The organism is Nocardia aurantia, assembly GCF_009604425.1.
GTDB lineage: Bacteria > Actinomycetota > Actinomycetes > Mycobacteriales > Mycobacteriaceae > Nocardia > Nocardia aurantia.
Genome location: NZ_WEGI01000001.1, coordinates 657,658 through 675,235, shown reverse-complemented (window position 1 = coordinate 675,235; position 17,578 = coordinate 657,658). Strand labels below are relative to the sequence as shown.

The 17,578-nt window shown below is 69.8% G+C and carries 13 protein-coding genes; 5 read left to right on the top strand and 8 right to left on the bottom strand.

Going from position 1 to position 17,578, the window contains the following annotated elements; all coding sequences use genetic code 11:
* Position 1 precedes the first annotated feature (1 nt).
* The 3 genes from NRB56_RS02755 to NRB56_RS02745 are packed head-to-tail and all read left to right on the top strand — an operon-like array spanning position 2 to position 2,996.
* Positions 2-988: a hypothetical protein gene (locus NRB56_RS02755; protein WP_153338838.1), complete on the top strand. Its 987-nt coding sequence runs from the start codon at positions 2-4 to the stop codon at positions 986-988.
* Complete coding sequence (locus NRB56_RS39995; RefSeq protein ID WP_406603428.1) at positions 985-2,460, top strand: zeta toxin family protein; 1,476 nt, start codon at positions 985-987, stop codon at positions 2,458-2,460. The genes NRB56_RS02755 and NRB56_RS39995 overlap by 4 nt, the downstream gene beginning before the upstream one ends.
* A 35-nt stretch (positions 2,461-2,495) precedes the next feature.
* Positions 2,496-2,996 carry a hypothetical protein gene (locus tag NRB56_RS02745; protein WP_153338836.1) on the top strand — a complete coding sequence of 167 codons (501 nt, stop codon included), beginning with the start codon at positions 2,496-2,498 and terminating at the stop codon, positions 2,994-2,996.
* A 132-nt stretch (positions 2,997-3,128) separates the two neighbouring features.
* Here the strand turns inward: NRB56_RS02745 and NRB56_RS02740 are convergent, their stop codons facing one another.
* The 4 genes from NRB56_RS02740 to NRB56_RS02725 all read right to left on the bottom strand — a co-directional run bounded on the left by NRB56_RS02740 (position 3,129) and on the right by NRB56_RS02725 (position 8,615).
* On the bottom strand, positions 3,129-3,533 hold the full coding sequence (locus NRB56_RS02740; RefSeq protein ID WP_153338835.1) for a hypothetical protein: 405 nt from the start codon (positions 3,531-3,533) through the stop codon (positions 3,129-3,131).
* A gap of 43 nt (positions 3,534-3,576) precedes the next feature.
* On the bottom strand, positions 3,577-5,658 hold the full coding sequence (locus tag NRB56_RS39595) for a nucleic acid/nucleotide deaminase domain-containing protein (protein ID WP_194290699.1): 2,082 nt from the start codon (positions 5,656-5,658) through the stop codon (positions 3,577-3,579).
* A 180-nt stretch (positions 5,659-5,838) separates the two neighbouring features.
* On the bottom strand, positions 5,839-8,154 hold the full coding sequence (locus tag NRB56_RS02730; RefSeq protein WP_153338833.1) for an Hsp70 family protein: 2,316 nt from the start codon (positions 8,152-8,154) through the stop codon (positions 5,839-5,841).
* A gap of 65 nt (positions 8,155-8,219) precedes the next feature.
* Positions 8,220-8,615, bottom strand: a complete 396-nt coding sequence (locus NRB56_RS02725; RefSeq protein ID WP_194290698.1) for a hypothetical protein — start codon at positions 8,613-8,615, stop codon at positions 8,220-8,222.
* Between the two features lie 661 nt (positions 8,616-9,276).
* Between NRB56_RS02725 and NRB56_RS02720 the strand changes: the two genes are divergently transcribed.
* Positions 9,277-9,975 (top strand): hypothetical protein, encoded by a 699-nt coding sequence (locus tag NRB56_RS02720; RefSeq protein ID WP_227837073.1) that lies wholly within the window; start codon positions 9,277-9,279, stop codon positions 9,973-9,975.
* Positions 9,976-10,147: 172 nt separating this feature from the next.
* A complete protein-coding gene (locus NRB56_RS02715) occupies positions 10,148-10,348 on the top strand; it encodes a hypothetical protein (protein ID WP_153338832.1) in 201 nt (66 codons plus the stop codon).
* A gap of 1 nt (position 10,349) precedes the next feature.
* On the opposite strand, the gene NRB56_RS02710 is transcribed toward NRB56_RS02715, so the two are convergent.
* The 4 genes from NRB56_RS02710 to NRB56_RS02695 form a co-directional block, all read right to left on the bottom strand.
* Positions 10,350-11,648: a hypothetical protein gene (locus NRB56_RS02710; RefSeq protein ID WP_153338831.1), complete on the bottom strand. Its 1,299-nt coding sequence runs from the start codon at positions 11,646-11,648 to the stop codon at positions 10,350-10,352.
* Positions 11,645-15,703: a WXG100-like domain-containing protein gene (locus NRB56_RS02705; protein ID WP_153338830.1), complete on the bottom strand. Its 4,059-nt coding sequence runs from the start codon at positions 15,701-15,703 to the stop codon at positions 11,645-11,647. The genes NRB56_RS02710 and NRB56_RS02705 overlap by 4 nt, the downstream gene beginning before the upstream one ends.
* A gap of 12 nt (positions 15,704-15,715) precedes the next feature.
* Positions 15,716-16,063 (bottom strand): hypothetical protein, encoded by a 348-nt coding sequence (locus tag NRB56_RS02700; protein WP_153338829.1) that lies wholly within the window; start codon positions 16,061-16,063, stop codon positions 15,716-15,718.
* A 159-nt stretch (positions 16,064-16,222) separates the two neighbouring features.
* Complete coding sequence (locus NRB56_RS02695; protein ID WP_153338828.1) at positions 16,223-17,467, bottom strand: hypothetical protein; 1,245 nt, start codon at positions 17,465-17,467, stop codon at positions 16,223-16,225.
* Positions 17,468-17,578: the final 111 nt, after the last annotated feature.

Genomic DNA, 17,578 nt, shown 5'->3' with positions numbered 1-17,578 from the left:
CGTGGACGATGTCGTGAACGACGACAAGTACGATCCGCAATTGCGACGTGCCGCGATCCGGGTTCTCGACGCGCACGACGAATCCGGCCGATCCGCTGCCCTGGCCGACCTCGACCGGGCACTGTCCGGTATTCCCGTGATCGGCGGTGACTCCGCGACGCCGGTCCTCGATCCGGCCCGGCACAGCCTCGGCGCGGTCGACTATCGCGGCACTCTGGGCCGGCCGATTCCGCTCGCGCAGCGAGCGCTGGATATCCGGTCGATGCTGGAGGAGGAAGGCCACACCACCAACGACGCCGTCGTCATCACTTCGATGCGCGGCCTCGTCATCGGAAATCTGCTGTACGAGTTGGGGAGTCGATTGGCACCCGGCGAGGCGTTCGGCATCGGCGCGGACGGTACGGATCTCGCGATCGCCGCGCTGGATATCGCCGCGTGGTTGAACGACCCGCAATCCGGCTATTCGCACAGCGATTGGGCGAAACGGACGCCGATGCCGCTGCCCACCGACGTCGATCCGGTCGCCGAGGCCCGCGAGCTGCGGGCCGCCGCACTCGACGTGGTGCGTACCTCCACTGATCCGCACGCCCGAGACGCGGCGCTGGAGGCCCTGCACCGCGCCGTGCGCGGGCCGATACCGAAGCTCCGGACTCGGCCCGGCCGCATCCCCGGTGATGCTTCGCGTCATCTGCTCTGGTCGCTGGAATCAGCGGCCATCCTGAAGCGTCCGCCCACCCTTCTGCTCGAAGAGGCCGAGCGCGCCCGCCGAAGTCTGGCGGCGGACCGTGCCGTCGACGAGCGACAGGACGGCGATTTCAACCTGGAATTCGGCGAACCGCGAGCGATGGCCTGCGCCGCACTGCTCACCGAGCTGTCCCTGCGCCTGCGCCCGGGTGCGGCGTTCGGACCCGGCCGCGACGGAATTCCACTCGCCGCGGTCGCGGACGAGCTCGCGCGGAATCTGCTGTCCCAGACCGTACTCGGCTGACGCCGATCATCTTTCCGAGCCAGGGAGTCGCCGTGCCACCGTCCGCCGCACCATTGACGATCATCGCCTTCGCGCGGGCGGAGGATTCTCGCGGCGGCGCCACCGAGTCGGCGCGGATCGTACGGAGCCTCAACGAACGTGGCTTCGATGTCACCCTCACGATTCGAGGGGTGGACGCCTCGGTGATCGTGCCGGTGCGGCAGACACTGTCGACATTGGCCCGACGGGAGGTGACGGTGCTGCCGCCCACCGAGGATCGGGCCGCTCTCGCCGCAGACCTGCACGCCGCGGACCTGCTCGTGATGCCCGGTCAGACCGGCAGATTCGGCCTGCTGGGTCTCGAGGCGGTGATGCTGGGCGTGCCCGTACTCGTTCCCGCCGACAGCGGAATCGGCATGTATCTGGCTGACCGGGAACAGTTTCCGCCCGAGCTGCGACCTCCCCTGGTGCTCGAATCGTTCCGGGCGCCGGTGCCGGTCGACCGATGGGTGGAGCAGGTCTCGGCGATGCTCGCCGATTGGCCTGCCGCACAGGCCCGCGCGTTGCGGCTACAGCAACATCTGGTGCAGCGCAACAAGTCCTGGGAAGGCGCCGCCGCGTCTCTCGCCGCGATCGCCCGCTACACCGATGCCGTCGAGAATCTGATCACCGGCCGATCGCCACAACCCGACGCCGCCACCGCACCGGCCGAATCCCCTCGTGACCGTGGCCTCTACTACGAAGCGGCCGTGGACATTCTGGGCAGCCTGATGTCAGCGGCCTCGGCCGTCGAATGGCTCGCCGAGCACGGCGGTCCCGCGGATCTCCGCACTCCCGCTGTTCCCGTTCGGCTTCGGCGGGAGTATCTGTCGGACCTCGGGGAACTCGACCCCGCGGACCCGGCCACGGTGACCGAGACGATTCGCGTACGGGGCGCGCAGCTTGCCGCGCTGGGCGCCGCGCCGACCGTCGTGCCGCGCGACGACCCCGACCGGTTCCGGCTCGCGCGCGGCGATCATCAATGGGTATTCAGCAACAAGATCGTCCCCGAACTCTACGGAAACCTCACCGCCGCAGCCGTTCCGACGGCGGTCATCGTGTCCGGGCCGCCGGGATCCGGAAAGACCACCGTGATCCGGCGACTGTGTTCCGAGCGCCCGCGAGCCGTGGTGATCGACCCCGAGTTGTTGTTCGCCTACCACCCCCGCGCCTGGGACCTGACTCTCGCCGACGATCCGCGGGCCGGTGACGTCGTCATGTGGGATGCGCTCGGCTGGACGACGCTGGCGGCCGAACATGTGTCCCGGGCGCGCGCGGACATCCTGCTCGAACTCACCTCCGACCGCGACACCGAGGAATTCGCCGCCTTGCTCGGTGACCAGGGATACCGAGTGGAGGTACAGGTGATGGCGGTACCACCGGCCCTCGCCACCCTGCACGCCACCCTGCGGTTCCATTGCCGCCACGGAAACTGGCGGGCCCTCGCCGAGTAGAGTACGGACGGAGCATCTGCGGGGAGGGGATGGCATTGAGCGAATCGTCATGGCACCGAATTCGTTCCGACGAGCCGCCGGCGGTACAACTGAACAACATTTCCCGGCGCGGCAATCTCACCCCCGAGGACGCGGACATCGATGCGGCCGAGGAACATTGGGGCGATCTGCGGACCGTGGTTCCGCCGACCTATCCCGAGTCGACCGCGGGGAGCGTCACCTTTCTCCCGGTGACTCTTGATGACTCCGTGGTCGGCTACATCTCGGCCGCGGACGACGGTACCAGTGCCGGCTATCTGCCACGAGCGGTCGCCGGGGAGGCCGGCCGCATGGCCGGTGGGCTGTGGGTATCACGCTTCTGGGATGCCTACGCCGCGAAACTGACCCCCGTACAAGCTATCCGCCGGGCGCGAACGCTCCAGACCAGCCAGGCACACCTGTTCGGGTTCGTCGCCGCGGCAGCCACCGAACGACACCTGCCGACTCTCGCCGAGCTGTATCGGTTCGCCGGCGTCCCGCATCCGAACCACACCTGAACGGTCGGTCCCCGACTCAGCGACCATCGCACAGTCCTGTCAGAATGAATCCGGCCCGCTGGTACCGGTCCGGATGTACACCGTGGTCGGGCTGATGTCGTTCAATCCGAGTGTGCCGACGCGGCATGTCACTCAATCACCGGATTCGTTGTCGCCCACTACATAGACCGTGGTAGGGCTGATGTCGTCGACCCCGACTTCGGTCCGGAAACCGGCCGATCGCAGTATTCCGGCGATTGATTCGCCCATCTGCACGGCGATTCGGCCGCGATGTCGTGCTTCGAACGAATCGAAACGGCTGTGCAGGATGGCGTCTTCGGCGGCTCGCGCGAGATCCGGGTCCACATACCAATTCACCCACACCGAGCTCGGCTCACTTGCCTCCTTCTCCACGGCGACTGCCGCGCCCGGGCGGCGGTCGGAGAGGTCGAACAGATGTGCCGGCAGTCCGGCACGCCGGAGTTCGCCGACGATCCGATCTGCGAGGCGGTGGCGGCGGGCGAATTCGTCGGCGGAAAGCGGCTCGTGTCCTGCCATAACCGAACCCTATCAACGAAATCGGTGAGCCGGGCTCCGTCGACTACGATCCACCGGCCTCGGCGATGAGACGCTCCAGCAGGTCGTTCGCCGCCGCGCGGAGTATGGCATCGTCACCCCAGGGCACGGTATATGTCACGGGGACATCCGGATTCAGGTGCTCCATGAGCATGGGCCGACAGCTCTCCGAACAGGGCTGTCGTTCGGAATAGAGCGCGACGATCCGATCCGCTCCGAATCCCCTGGCGCTCAACTGCGCCATGATGTCGTCCTCGGAGTGGACGGTGGGTCCGCCGCGCTGGGTCTTGCTGAAGCCGATGACGAGATCGCCGGTGGCGGCGTCGTTCCACCCGGGCACTCGGGCAACAGCTACGTTCTTGCCCTCCCGCACCCCGGCCGCGACCCGGGCCTTGTACGCCGCCCGGCTCAGCTCGTCCTGGTTGTACGGCACCATCGCGAAGGTGCAGTTGTGCACCAGGACGGCGATACCGTTGGTGACCACGAAGAAGGTGGGGGTGCCGGCGACAGTGAGGTTGTAGGTGCGGGTGGTGGCGGTGTAGGGGTCCACTGCCCGGACCACGGCGGCGCCGGTGGTGGTCTGCAGGACGTCTCTGGGGGTGAGGGCGTGGGCTTCGATCCAGGTGGAGGTGGTGGCGTCGTAGAAGCGGTGGCCTGCGGTGGTTTGGATTGTGCCGGTGCCGGATTCACCTTGGATCGTGAGGCGGACGAAATCGTGGTCGTCGTCGGTGCGGTGGACGGCGACAACTCGGTTCGTCTGTGTCGCAATGGTTCCGGGGGTTGCGTTGCGGACTTCGGCGCCCTCGGTGATGGTTTCGATCGGGCGGGTGGTGCCGTCGGCCATCAGGACGGTGGTGCCGGCTGCGAAACTGTTGCGGGAGCATGGGCCCGCGCGGTTCTGCGCTGCGCGTTGTTCGCCCTGTTCGGTGGAGACCATGAGATCTACTTCGGCCCGGACACCGGCTATCGCCGCGATCTCGATGTGGGCGTTGTAGTTCAGCGTGTAGGGCACTTGGACGTTGTGACCGACTGCTCTGGCCTGGGCGTTGGCCTGGGCTTCGACCTCGGCTTTGATCTGGGCGACCACCGCGGCTACATCGGGGGCTACGCAGGTCAGGGTGCCGGAGCCGTTGATGGGGAGGGAGCGGGTGTCGGTGCAGACGCCGGCGGGGCGGGTGTTGACCGTCACCGTGGCCGTCATCGACGCGGTCACGGTGCCGGCGAGGGTGGCCGGGCGGGTCGCGGTGGTCGATGTGGTGGCGTTGGCGGTGACGGTGCAGTTGGTCGGATTGCAGTTCAGCGCGCCGGACTGGTCGAAGTGGAATGCGACGCCGATGTCCACCGCGTCGGTGAGGGTCCGGGTCCGGTCGATCAGGTCCGTGTATGTCCGGTCCATGTCGGCGAAGGACATGGGCACGAACACGATCGGGCCGATGTCGTCGGTCAGCGGTGAGTCGCTGACCGCGTAGGACTGGACCGGGGCGTCCCCGTCCTCGGTGGTCGTGGTGGGTGCCGGGCGGACGGTGGGGGTCACTCGGGCGTTGTAGGGCAGCGGTTTCAGTTGCAGGACGCGGTAGGGGGCGGTGGCGGAGACGTCCAGGACGCCTGCCGGTGTGGCTACTTCGACGGCTCGGTCGTTGCCGACGGGTACGGTCGGGTCGCCGATTCGGGGGAATTCGGGGGTGGTGTCGAGGGCGTTCATCAGGGCCGTGCCGACCGTGCGCGGGGACCATGAACCCGGTGGCAGGCCGGCCGTGAGAGTGTCTGTGCCGGTGAGCCATCGGCCCGCCACCGCGGCCGGGCTGATGCTGCTCGGCAGGGCCGGCTGCGATCCTTCGGGCGGTTTCGCGTAGGTGCGGTTTCCGGCGGTGAGGATTTCCGTTCGGCGGCTGCCCTGGTTCAGCGCGCCGAGGGATTCACCGCTGTCGGTGGCGCGCAGGTCCCAGGTGGAGCTCTGGTCCTGCGACGTGCCGGTGTAGTGGATCACCGGCTGGCTCAACAGGTTCGCGACGGCGAGGTAGAACGGCGCGGTGTTCGACCGGGCTTCGGGGTGGCCGGGCAGTACGGTGCAGCCGGCCAGGCTCACCATGCCCAGCAGGACGGCCACGAGTACGCGGGCGCGTCCTATCCGTGATGCGCCGAAACCGGGTCGCGGAAACCACATTCGATTCATCCCCCTGCTGTTGCGTTCCGCTGCGCGTCCTCCGGATGCTCAGCGGCGCGAGACCCGGCAATCCGAACCCCTCGGTCACACATTGTGCAGGGTGTGGCGGCCGACGCCAACCGGTCAGCTGCCGACGATCCACAGGACGCCGTCGGCGACCACGCAGACGGTGTGGTCGGTGGGGTCGACGGTGACCGCGGTGGCGGGCCTGTCGAGTGGGACTGTGGCGGTGACCTTTTCGGAGACCGTGTCGATGACGGTGAGCCGGGCGGCCGCCTGGTCGGTGACGGCCAGGTAGGCGGTGTGGTTGCCGGTGTCGAGGGCGACGCGGGTGGCGGGCGGGCCGGTCGGGACGGTGGTGGTGACGGCGCCCGAGTCGGTGTCGACGACGGTGACCTCGGTCGCGGAACCTGTTGGGGGCGTGAGATATACGGTGTGGACGTTCGGGTTCAGCGTCAAACCCGTTGCGCCGCCCGGGGTGGGGAGCGTGCCCGATACGGTGAGGGTGGTCGTGTCGATGACGCGCAGGGCCCGGTCGGCGCCGCCGGGGGTGGGGAGGGCGTACAGGGTGTGGGTGAAGGTGTTGATCGCGATGTCGCGGGCACCGGCCTCGAGGCGCAGTCTGCCGGTGACCGTTCGGGTTTCGGTGTCGATCGCCACCAGTTCGGCGTTGCGGTCGTCCGAGGTCGTCACGTAGATCATGTGGCGGTCGGGATCGATCGCGAGGCGACGGGCGCCGGGGCCGACCGGGATGGTGGCCTGCGGGGCGCCGGTGGCCCCGTCGATCACCAGGACCGAGCCGTGTCCGCGGCGGTCGTCGGCCGAGACGTAGAGGTAGCGCGAATCCGTGACCAGCGCAGTGGGATTGCCGCCGAGGGGGACGACGCTGCGCAGCGCCCGGGTCCGCAGGTCGATGATCCAGACGGTGGCGTCCGCGCCGAGGACATAGGCCGAGCCGTGGCGGACCGCCACGTCGGAGGGTCCGTTTCCGACCGGGACGGTGGCCCGGATCGCCGGTACCGCCGGAGCGATGGTGGCGGGCGCGGATGCGGTGCCGGTGACCGGGCGGGGCCGCGTCACGAGGAGCGCGGCGATCCCGGCGATCAGCACCATCACGACGACGATCCCGGCGGGCAGCAGGAGACGTCGAATGCCCGGGGCAGCAGGGCGTTCGGCCATCACCTCTTCGAGTCGCGGAGATGCCGCGTCCGGCGGCGCCGCGTCCGGGCCGGCGCTGTCGGCCTGCCACACCTGTAGTGGTGGCAGGCGGCGTAGTGGGCCGGTCAGGCTGCCGGATTCGGGGGCCCGGCTGGTGACCGGCGGCAGGGTTCCGATCGGCGTCGCGGCGGAGCCGAGTTCCGGATGCCGGAGGGCGCCGCGAGCGGTCACCGTTTCCGGCTCGTCGTCGCGAGTGATCGGCCCGAGGCTCCGTAAGCGGTCCCGTATCAGCGGGATTCGGGATCCGCCGCCGGTCAGGTACATCGCGTGGAGGTCGTCGCGGGCGCGCACCCCGGCGAGTTCCAGTGCCTCCCGCACCAGATCGCCGGCCCGGACCGCGAACGGATGGACGAGGGTGTCGAATCGGTCCCGGGTCAGGTTCAGTTTCTCGTCCTCGTCACCGGAGGAGATCACCAGCGTCGCACTGTCCGTGGCGCACAGGCGTTCTCTGGCGAGCCGGATGGTCTCGGCGAAGGACGGGTCGTCGGCCTCGGGGTCGGCGGCGGAGGGGACGGCGAGATCCGAATCCAGGTCGCGGAGGCGATCGGCGATCCAGTGCCGGACGGCCGTGTCGATGGCGGCCAGATGCAGGGTTTCGTCGGAGCGGGCCGACAGCAACGGGAAGGATCCGTCGGCGGCTGCCATCAGGACCGCCACATCCAGTGAGCCGCTGCCGAAGTCGACGACGGCGACCCGGCGACCAGGGGGAATCGGGGCGCCGGACTGATGGAACCGGACGGCGGCCAGGGGTTCGGGGACGGTGCGGATGCGGTGTTGCGGCAGGCCGATGTCCGCGGCCGCCGCGGACAGGATCTGTACTTGTTGCGGCGACCACAGTTGCGGGTGAGTGAGCACGATCCCGGTCACGGGGCGCTGCGCGACCGTCTGGGCCCGCGCGATCGCCGCGCGCAGCAGGGCCGCCACGGCGGATCGCAGCGGGACGCTGCTCCAGCCGACCTCGAAGCTGGTGTCGCCGTGCGCGATTCGCTGCTTCGGCGCGATCAGCACACCGTCGCGCGGGGTGCGGGATCGGCGCAGCGCCTCGGCGCCGACCTCCATCGCCGTCGAGGAGTGGACGAATACCGCGGAGGGCAACCGTGCGCCGGAGTCGGTGAGGGGCACCGCTTTCGGCTCGCCGTGCGGACCGTAACCCAGCGCCGCCGCCGTATCCGCGGTGCCGATGTCGACGCACAACCACCCCGATGAGTCCACCCCCACCATGCCGGCCTCTCTGTGTGCGCGCCGGGGCCGATCGTAACGCGGTCGCGGCGGCGACGCACGCGACCTCAGCCGCCGGTGATCAGCGAGACCGCCAGATCCTTGGTCGTGTCGTCGACCTCGCCGAGGTGGAAATTGCGGTCGAGGATGTGCAGCACCAGTTCGGGTTCCGGGGAGAGTCCGTGTTTGCGTAGATAGTGCGAAACCGAGCCGGACCAGATCCAGGCACCGTCGGTGCGATAGTTCATGGGGACGTCGCGTTCGGCGGGGATGAACTCGTCGACGGCGAAACTGCGGGCGGCCAGCACGATCGGCGCCGATTCGAGATAGGTCAGCAGCGCTTCGCGCAATTCGGTGTCGATCGCGGGCCGATCGACGATCGGCCGGCCGGTATCGTCACGTCCGCTGTAGACGCGCGCCAGGCGCAGCGGCCGGGCACCGTTGCCGGCGATGGAGTCGGTCATCGAAATCCTAGGGTTTGCTGTGCTTTTCGGTGGATGGTAGCCGGAGAATCCCGACCGGCGAGTCCACGCCGAGGGGTGCGCGGACCCGCCGGTCGAGCAGCGGCTACCAGCCGCTGTCTTTTACCGCATTACCGCGACCTGCCGGACGCGGCACGCGTTCGCTATGAGCTTCTACACGGTTGTAGCGGATGACCGGCGCTGCTGCCCACCGGCACCGGTCGCCGCCCGTTCGCCGGAAAGCGGAAGTAAGTTTGTGCACACTTTGCGAATACCCTTGTCGCCCACCTCGACACGCCCCCTTTTCACTATGCCTGGCAACACCGTACCCGACCGTTGCGCACCCGGCACACGGAATCGTCGGCGGCGTTCCGCGCGCTTTGCTCATTCCGCGTGCCGGGAAGCGGCCTGTGCGAGAATTGTTCCGGCCATCGAAATCCTAATGCGCCGCGGCGCGGTGCAATTGCCCGGAGCGCTCATCTTCATCGTGTTCCCCACGATCCGGTACGCGAACTCCGTGCGATTCGATTCGAGCGGCATCGGACGTTGTCCGGGCCGATACCGGAATCGGTGTGTATCGGTGCGGTACGGACGGTTTCGCACTGTCCGGCGACCTGCCTACGATCTTGTCTGCGGGGTTCGCCCGCGATCGGACGGTTCGAGGATGGAGTGGACAACGATGGATCCACGTCGCTGCGTCGTACTGGTTCCGTGCAGTGGGTATCTGGAGCCGGATTGCGGGCGCGGGCTCAACGAACTCGAGCGGCGCGGGTACACCGTGCGGGTGGTGACCGGCTACGCCGCGATCGATCAGGCGCGCAGCCAGATGGCCACCGACGCGCTGCAGGACGGTTTCGAGAGCATCATGTGGATCGACGCGGACATCGGTTTCGATGCCGACTCCGTGGATCTGCTGCTCGCGCACGATCTTCCGCTGGTCTGTGGCATCTACGTGAAGAAGGGCGTACGGGAGCTGGCCTGCCATCTGCAGCCGGGCACCGAGAACGTCCTGTTCGGCGAGGGTGGCGGGCTGCTGGAGATCAAGTACGCGGCAACGGGTTTCCTGTTCACCCATCGCGGCGTGTACGAGGCGATCCGGATGCACGAGGGACTGCCGTGGTGCAACAAACAGTTCGGGCGGGTGACGGTGCCGTATTTCCTGCCGATGCTCTTGCCGGAGGGCAACAACCACTGGTACCTGGGCGAGGACTACGCGTTCTGCGAGCGCGCGCGGCGCAGCGGCTTCCAGATCCTGGCCGATTCCCGGATCCGGCTGAACCACATCGGCCGCAAGGGCTACTCGTGGGAGGATGCGGGCAGCGACAATCCGCGGTACGCCACCTACAACTTCCGGCTCACCTGAGCAGCGGACGGCAGCGATCCTAGGCGACCACAAGGCAACGAGCGACCCGTGACCACGTAAAGAGTTGGTAACGGGTCGATTTCGGCTCTGCGTCGCCGTCCGGTTGGCGCGATCATGGAATACAAGCGTCCTGTTCAGTGACGCTCAGCTTCCGGCGGGGAGGTGGACCACCGTGTCCGACGAACAGATCTGTACTGCGGATGTACGGCCAGCGGATCTAGAGGAGGCGCATCGGCTGATGCAGGTACATCGTGCCTGTCCGCGGTCGTGCCCGAGCCGGCGCGCGGCGCTCGACACGCTCGTCGCGGCAGGCCATTACCGGCTGTCGACGCGGTTCGGGCCGACCGACGACGACACCCGGGTGGCCAGCTGACTCAGACCGTGAGGCCGGCCAGCGCGAATTGGGCGAAAGCGCCGACCAGATCGTGGTCTTCGGCCGGGTCGAAAGCCGTCGCTACCGCGTCGCGGGTGACCGCGGCGGATTCGGCGGCGAGTACCAGGTCGTGAACCGCTGGGCGAGAGACGTTCTCGCCCAGCACCGAGCACACCACATCGGTGACGGTGTCCGCGGTCCACAGCCCGGGGATCGCCGCGCCGATGCGCGCCGGTGCCGGTGACCGGCCGCGGTACCAGCCGGTGCCGTCCCACCAGTAGCAGAACGACAGCAGACCGGTGAACGCGCGCGGGTTCAGCACGGGTGCGGACACCCAATCCGGCGCCCCGGCAAAGTAATCGGGCATGGGCGCGCCGTCGTTGTAGGCCGCGTCCAGTTCGGGGGCGTTCCAGACGCCGCCGGACAGCACCGCGCGGTCGCCGGGAAGCCGGTGCAGCGTGGCGCCGTTGCCGGTGGTCGCCTCGAACACCGCAGTGGCGCCGAGAATTCGCGGACCCCAGTCGGAACCGATCGCCACGGCCGCCGCCGCTGTGGTTGCCCAGCGGGCCCACACCAGGTCCGGGTGCAGGAATCGCACCGGGGCCGGGACCGTGCCCGAATCGCGATCGACGCGGGCCCGCACCACGGCTTGCCGGGGCGTGCGCAACTGCGGGCGGGCCTCGTCGAGGTGAGCGGCGAGCCATACCGGGAGGCGCTCCCGGGGAAAGGCTTCGAGGTCGGCGCGGTAGTCGGCCGGGGACAGCAGCTGGCTCATCGGGAACGGCCGCTCGCCGTAGTCGAATTCGTAACTCGCGGGCCCGGTTACGGTGCGGTGCAGCCGGACCCGATACCAGGGATGCGCGGACAACGGCGTGGTCACTGTGCGCAGCAGGCGAAGCAGGCCCGCCGCCGCCTCCGGCACCGCGGCGCCGGTGGATTCGCCTGCCGCATCCACGAATACCGCCTCCCCCGCCGTGGTGGCGACGGTGACCGTGCCGGTCACGGTCAGTTCTCGCCAGTCCGGCGGCGCGTCCGGCAGCAGCACGTCGGTGATGTCGGTGGCGAGTTCGGTGGCGTAGCGGCGGATGTCGGCGTGCGGATCGTAGTCCGCCCCGGCTCGTGTCGCCGCGACCGCCGCGGCACCGGGCGCGGTGCCGGGCGCGGTGCCGGGCGCGGTGCCGGACGCGGTGCCGGGCGCGGTGCCGGGCGCGGTGCCGGGCGCGGTGCCGATACTGAACGGGATGTCCGGGCTCGCCGTCGCGATCAGCAGTGCCTCGACGTCGATTTCGTTGTCGCTCATCGGTCGGTCTCCTCCACGTCCGGGCCACCGTCGTCCACGCCTCCGGCCGGATCGCCGCCCGCTGGGCCGTCGCGATCCCCGCCCGGATCGGCACGATCCCGGCCATGCCCATCCGGGCCGCTCAGGGCCAGGCCCGCACCCGGATCGCGGTCACCCGGATCGCACCCGGACGGATCGTCTCCGTCGACACCGTCCTCCCGGCCACTCAAGGCCGAATCGGCACCCGGACCGCGGTCGCCCGGGTCACACCCGGACGGATCGTCTCCGTCGACACCGTCCTCCCGGCCACTCAAGGCCGAATCGGCACCCGGACCGCGGTCGCCCGGGTCACACCCGGACGGATCGTCTCCGTCGACACCGTCCTCCCGGCCACTCAAGGCCGAATCGGCACCCGGACCGCGGTCGCCCGGGTCACACCCGGACGGATCGTCTCCGTCGACACCGTCCTCCCGGCCACTCAAGGCCGAATCGGCACCCGGACCGCGGTCACCCGGGTCACACCCGGACGGATCGTCTCCGTCGACACCGTCCTCCCGGCCACTCAAGGCCGAATCGGCACCCGGACCGCGGTCGCTCGGATCGCACCCGCGCGGATCGTCTCCGTCGACATCGTCTTCGAGCAGGCCGTCTTCCGGTGGTCCGCCGTCATCGGGGCCGTCCTCGAGCGGATCGTCGGGAGCACCACAGTCAGGATCGGCATCGGCCGGGCCGTCCGAACCGGCCGAATCCTCATCGCCGGAGCCCTTCGCGTCCGGATCGCTGCCGTGCGAATCGCCGGCGGGCGAACCACTTCCGGCCGGACCACCACGGCCCGAGCCACTGTGGCCCGCACCGTCTCCAACCGAGCCACCCCCGGATGCGGCCGGGGCCGAGCCACCGTCGTGACCCGAGCCACCACCGGCCGGCCCACCACCGGACGAACCGCCGTAGCCCGAACCTCCACCGGACGAACCACCACCGGCCGGCCCGCCATAACCCGAACCTCCATGGGGCGACCCGCCACCGGCCGGTCCGCCATAGCCCGAACCACCACCAGGCGAACCCCCACCGACAGGCCCGCCATGGCCCGAACCACCGCCGGGCGGAACACCACCCGGCCCGCTACCCGTCGAACCGCCGTGGCCCGCGTTACCGCCGGCCGGGCTTCCACCGCCGGAACCACCACCATCGGAGGAACTTCCGGTCTGCCCGCTCCCGCAGGCACCGGCGTCCGCCGAACCGGCACTGCCAGAACCACTTCCACTCGGGCCGCCCGATCCGCTTCCCGTCGAAGCACCCCCACCCGAGCCGCTGCCGGTCGAACCGCCACCATCCGGATCGTCGTCGCCCGGGTCCTCGCCCGGTTGCCCGGGGTCCGCTCCGGTGTCGGCGGGGTCCAGCCAGAAGGTCTCCGGAGGCGGGGTCAGGACGACGAACGGGTCCGGCATGGTCTGGTCGAGTGCGTGCTTGCGGGCCTTGGGTTTACCGCTCATGTAGCCGCCGTCGATCAACTGTCGTTCGAAGCGGAGGTTCTTGTCGAGTTCGGCCAGTTCGCGGCGCAGGCGGGTCTCGGTGGTGCCGGAGCGCAGGAGCAGGTCGTCCCGGGCGGGGTTCGTGTTGTCGAGGCGCTCCACCGCGGCGCGGGCACGGGCACGATCGTCGATCAGCTGGGCGCGGGCCTCGGCCAGGCGGTCGAGTGCGGCGGTGCGGTCGTCGATTTCGGCGGCACGGCGGTCGGATTCGGCGTCGAGCGCGCGGATCCGGCGGGTCAGGTCGTCGATTCCGGCGCGATTCTCGGGGGCGGTGCCGGCGCGGGCGTCATCCAGTTCGCGGATCCGCGCTCGGGTGTTCGCCTGGGCGTCCACCAGGTCCCGGCGTTCGGCCTCCAGGTCGGCGTGCTCGCGCTGGTAATGCGCGAGTTGGCGATTCGATTGGCGTAGCGCCCGATCGAGTTCGTCGTGTGCTCGATCGGCCCGATCGACGGCGGCCGACTGACGATGTACGGCGGTATCCAGATCGGCGACGCCGCCGGGGTCGTCGCGGCCGCGCAGCGCCGCCAGCCGGCGATCGGTCACTTCCAGGCGAGCCTTGGCGTTGTCGACGGCGCGGGCGGCGGTCCGTTCGTCCTCCGTCGCGGCGCGCAGCTGTTGCCGGGCATGGTCGCGCGCGGCATCGGTGTCCGCCTCGTCGAATGCCCGCTGCCGCTGCCGGACTCGATCACCCGCCGCGGTGTGTTCCCGCTGGGCCTCGGTCAGCGTGTCCTCGTGCGCGGCGCGCGTGTTGCCGAGTTCGTGGAGTTCGGGGCCGATCGCGGCGTAGCGGCGGCGTACCTCGGCGTCGGCGTTGCCGAGTTCGGCGCCGCGGCGGTGGAGTTCGTCGATGGTGTCCCGGACATAGCGGTGGGCGCCGGCGTCCTGACCCCGATAGCGTTGCGGCAGTTCGGGTTCCAGGCGGCCCAGTACGGCCACCTCGTCGTCGGTCAGCGCGCCGCGGCCGCGCAGTGCCCGGGTCTCGACCTCCTCGTGCGCCGCGCGTGGCGCCGGACGTGCCGCGCCACCGGGGTTTTCGGCGCGTTGCAGATCGGCGCGGACCCGGATCGCGGTGCGACGGGCCTCGGTGAGCTGCGCTCTGGCGTTCACCACGGCCGGATGTTCGTCGGGCGCCGCCGCGCCCGCGGCGACCGCCCGCCCGCGCGCCCGCGCGACATCCAGTTCGGCCTGTTTCTCCGCGACCTGGGAACGGTTGAGGCGCAACATCTCCACGCGTTGCCGGTCCGCGACGTCGGCGCGGTCCGGGCCCGCGGTACGCAACTCCTCGGCGTGGCGTTGCCGCATCTGGTCCCGGATCTCGTCGAACGAGCCGATCCGCTCGGGCGCGCGAGCGGGTGGGACGATCTCGTCCTCGCCGTGGGGATGCAGGCCGAGCGCCTCGGCGTCGAAACGCGCTCCGGTGCCTGGGGCAGCGCCCAATTCACCGATGTAGCCGCGCTGCGCGCCCATGATGCTGTTGCTCGCCGCGGCGCCGATCATGCCGTGCCACAGTCCGGTGACGTCGAAGGTCCCCGTCCAGGCGGCGGCAACCCCCGCGCCGACCACAGAGGCGGCCTCGGTCGAGATGACACCCGCGAAGGCGCCGGCGGCGGCGCCCCAGACGCCGGCGGTGGCGTCCTTTCCCAGCGATTTCAGCCAGGCGGCGGCGCCCCTCTCGGCGTAGGTGGCGACCGTCGCGCCCACATACCAGCCGGCGATCGAGGCCGTCACCGACATGCCGAATTCCTTGGCGTCGAACTCGTCCCGATGTCCCTCGGCCATCTGGATGCCCTGCACCAGCACGTCCTGGCCGCCGGCCCAGATCGTGTTGTTGACGGCCTTTTCGATCAGGAATTTCGTGAGTTGTTCCGGCATCTTGGCCAGCGACAGGGCCAGCGCCTCGTCGGCGCCCAGCCGACCGGCGGCACCGGCGAGTCCGGGGGCGGCCTTCGCGACCAGATCGGTGAACGGTTTCGCGACGATGCCCGCGAGTTTTCCCGGCTGGTCTCCGATGACCGGGACGAATTTTATGGTCTTCACCAGATATCCGCCGATACCCGGGATCCGCTCGATCGCCTCGAGTGCCGTGCCGGTGACCCGATAGAGATAGGCACGGGTGGCGCCGATCGCCGCGGCCTCGACCCCGGGGGCGGTGGGCGGCCACAGCCAGGCCCCGATGATCTGCGCCAGCAACGTGGTCAGCGCCATGATGATCATGATCTTGGTCTGTTCCATGGTGGTCGCGGCGTGCCGGGTCGAATGCCCGATCTGCCGATAGTCCGCCACCAGTTTCTCGACCGAATTGTCGCCCGAGAGCAGTTGCCGCATTTCCGCGCTCACCGCGGCCACGGCGTCACCGTCGAGATAGGCCGCCGCGACGCCGGTTCCGGCGGTCGACAACAGCGGTACGACCTCGCGTTCGATCCGGTCCGCGGCGTCCAGCCACGCCTGGGCCATCGCGAACATGCGATCCTCGTCCCCGGCGGGCCATTCCGCGCCGGTGACCCAGCCCAGCCAGCGCAGACCCTCCGGCAGGTACAGCGACACGACGGGGACCGGTCAGCCGCGCAGGTTCCGGAAACGGTCGCGGCCCGAGGCCTCGTTGTCGGTGAAATTGCCTGCGGCAGCTATCAATCCACGACCGACGGAACCGATCGCGGCCGCCATCTCGGTGCCGCCGGTCAGCAGATTGTCCCGTGCGGCGAGATAGCCGTCGTGGCCGTCGGCGAACTTCTTACCGTATGAATCGTCGCCCCAGGTCTGCGACCCGTAGTTGTCCAGCCTGGTGGTCAGATCGCCGACGATCGCGGCGAGTTCGCCCTGCGCGGAACCGGTTCCACTGCCGCTGAGCCGACGGCCGGCATCCGCCAGCCGGTCCGGATACACCACGATCGCGCCGCTCGTCATGACAACTGCTCCGATCACTCACCTGTGATTCACACGAGATTGCCGCACCGGCCATCTCGATGTCACCCGATTTCCGGACTGTAGCCATTCCGATATGTCCCGATGGGACAACGGCGTTAAATCGGTGTGATTTCCCGGTCCGGACCGCGAACCACCTGGTCAGTCGACGGTGACCCCGGCGATGATCAGCTGGTAGTAGGCGCTGTCGAGATCGTGGTCGGGGTCCGCGAACACCGCGGCCAGGTCCTGTCGCCGCACCCGCCGGGCCTCGGCCGCACCGATCAGATTCGAAATCGCTTCGACCGGAGGCACTTTCGTTTCGAGCAGATCGGCGAGCGCGGCCGCGGCCGCGGCGGCGCCGTGCACCGCGGGCAGGGCGGGGCCCGGATCGCTCTCGGCGCCACCGCGATACCAGCGGTCACCGGTCCACCAGTAGCAGAACGACAGCAGGCCGGCCCGCGATCGCGGGTCCAGCACCGGATCTGCGACCCACACCGGCGCGCCGGCATAGAGATCCGGTAGCGCACCGCCGATGTTGTAGGCGGCGTCCAGTTCCGGGGCCTCGCTCACGCCGCCGGAGAGTACCGCCCGGCCGTCCGGCAGCACGAAAAGTGAGGAGCCGCTGCGCCATTCGTCCTCGTACCAGGCCAGAGCCGGGGCCACTCCCGGACCACGCGGCGAGCCGATCGCCAGGAAGGCGGCCGCGATCACCGCCCACCGGCCCCACAGCGCGGGGAGATCGGGTAGCCCGGACATCGGCGTGGGCGGCGCGGACGCGGACCGCGCGGCGGCGGCCGCCTGCCGGGGCGTGCGCACCTGGCGGCCGTCGTGCCACACGTAGGCGGCCAGCCAGACCGGCAGCCGCCGGCGCGGAAAGACCCGCAGATCCTCGCGATACACCTCGGGCTCGAACAACTGGTCGTCGGGGAACGGGTCCTCGCCCGCGTCCGGGAGCAGCTCCACCGCGCCCTGCGCGTCCGCCCCGATCAGCAGCCGCCACCACGGCCCGTCGCCGTCGGCCGCCGACAGCGCGCGGTGTTCGCGCAGGGCGGCCAGGACGTCGCCGGGCGGTTCGACCCGGGCCACGCGCTCCTGATCGTCGACGAAGCCGACGTACCCCGCCTCGGCCGCCACCGTGAGCGCGAACACCGCTTCCATCCGGGTCCATCCCTCGGGACCGAGCGCGGTCAGGCCACGACAGATGCGCGCGGTCAGTTCGCGCAGCCGCGCGGTGCGCTCGCCGTCACTCCCGGCCGCGGCCTCCCGCGGCGAGATGTCCGTGACCACAACAGCTTCGGTGCGAGCCTCGCCGGCCAGCGGATCGACGCCCAGTTCGCCGAGCAGGAACGGCACATCGGCGTCGACAGGCACGGCCCTGGACATGTCGCCGTCGGAACTGGTCACGTCGCCGGGTCTCCTCGTCCACGTTCCGGAACACAGTGTCGGCCATCGCCATCCTGATACAGCGAAGCACGGCTTCCGGCGGTGCTCACGCACGATTCGGCGGTTCGATCA

Coding starts and splice junctions, on each gene's coding strand:
- NRB56_RS02725 (WP_194290698.1), bottom strand. CDS start 8,615: ATGACCGACTCCATCGCCGGCAACGGTGCCCGGCCGCTGCGCCTGGCG.
- NRB56_RS02700 (WP_153338829.1), bottom strand. CDS start 16,063: ATGACGAGCGGCGCGATCGTGGTGTATCCGGACCGGCTGGCGGATGCC.
- NRB56_RS02720 (WP_227837073.1), top strand. CDS start 9,277: ATGGAGTGGACAACGATGGATCCACGTCGCTGCGTCGTACTGGTTCCG.
- NRB56_RS02710 (WP_153338831.1), bottom strand. CDS start 11,648: ATGAGCGACAACGAAATCGACGTCGAGGCACTGCTGATCGCGACGGCG.
- NRB56_RS02740 (WP_153338835.1), bottom strand. CDS start 3,533: ATGGCAGGACACGAGCCGCTTTCCGCCGACGAATTCGCCCGCCGCCAC.
- NRB56_RS02730 (WP_153338833.1), bottom strand. CDS start 8,154: ATGGTGGGGGTGGACTCATCGGGGTGGTTGTGCGTCGACATCGGCACC.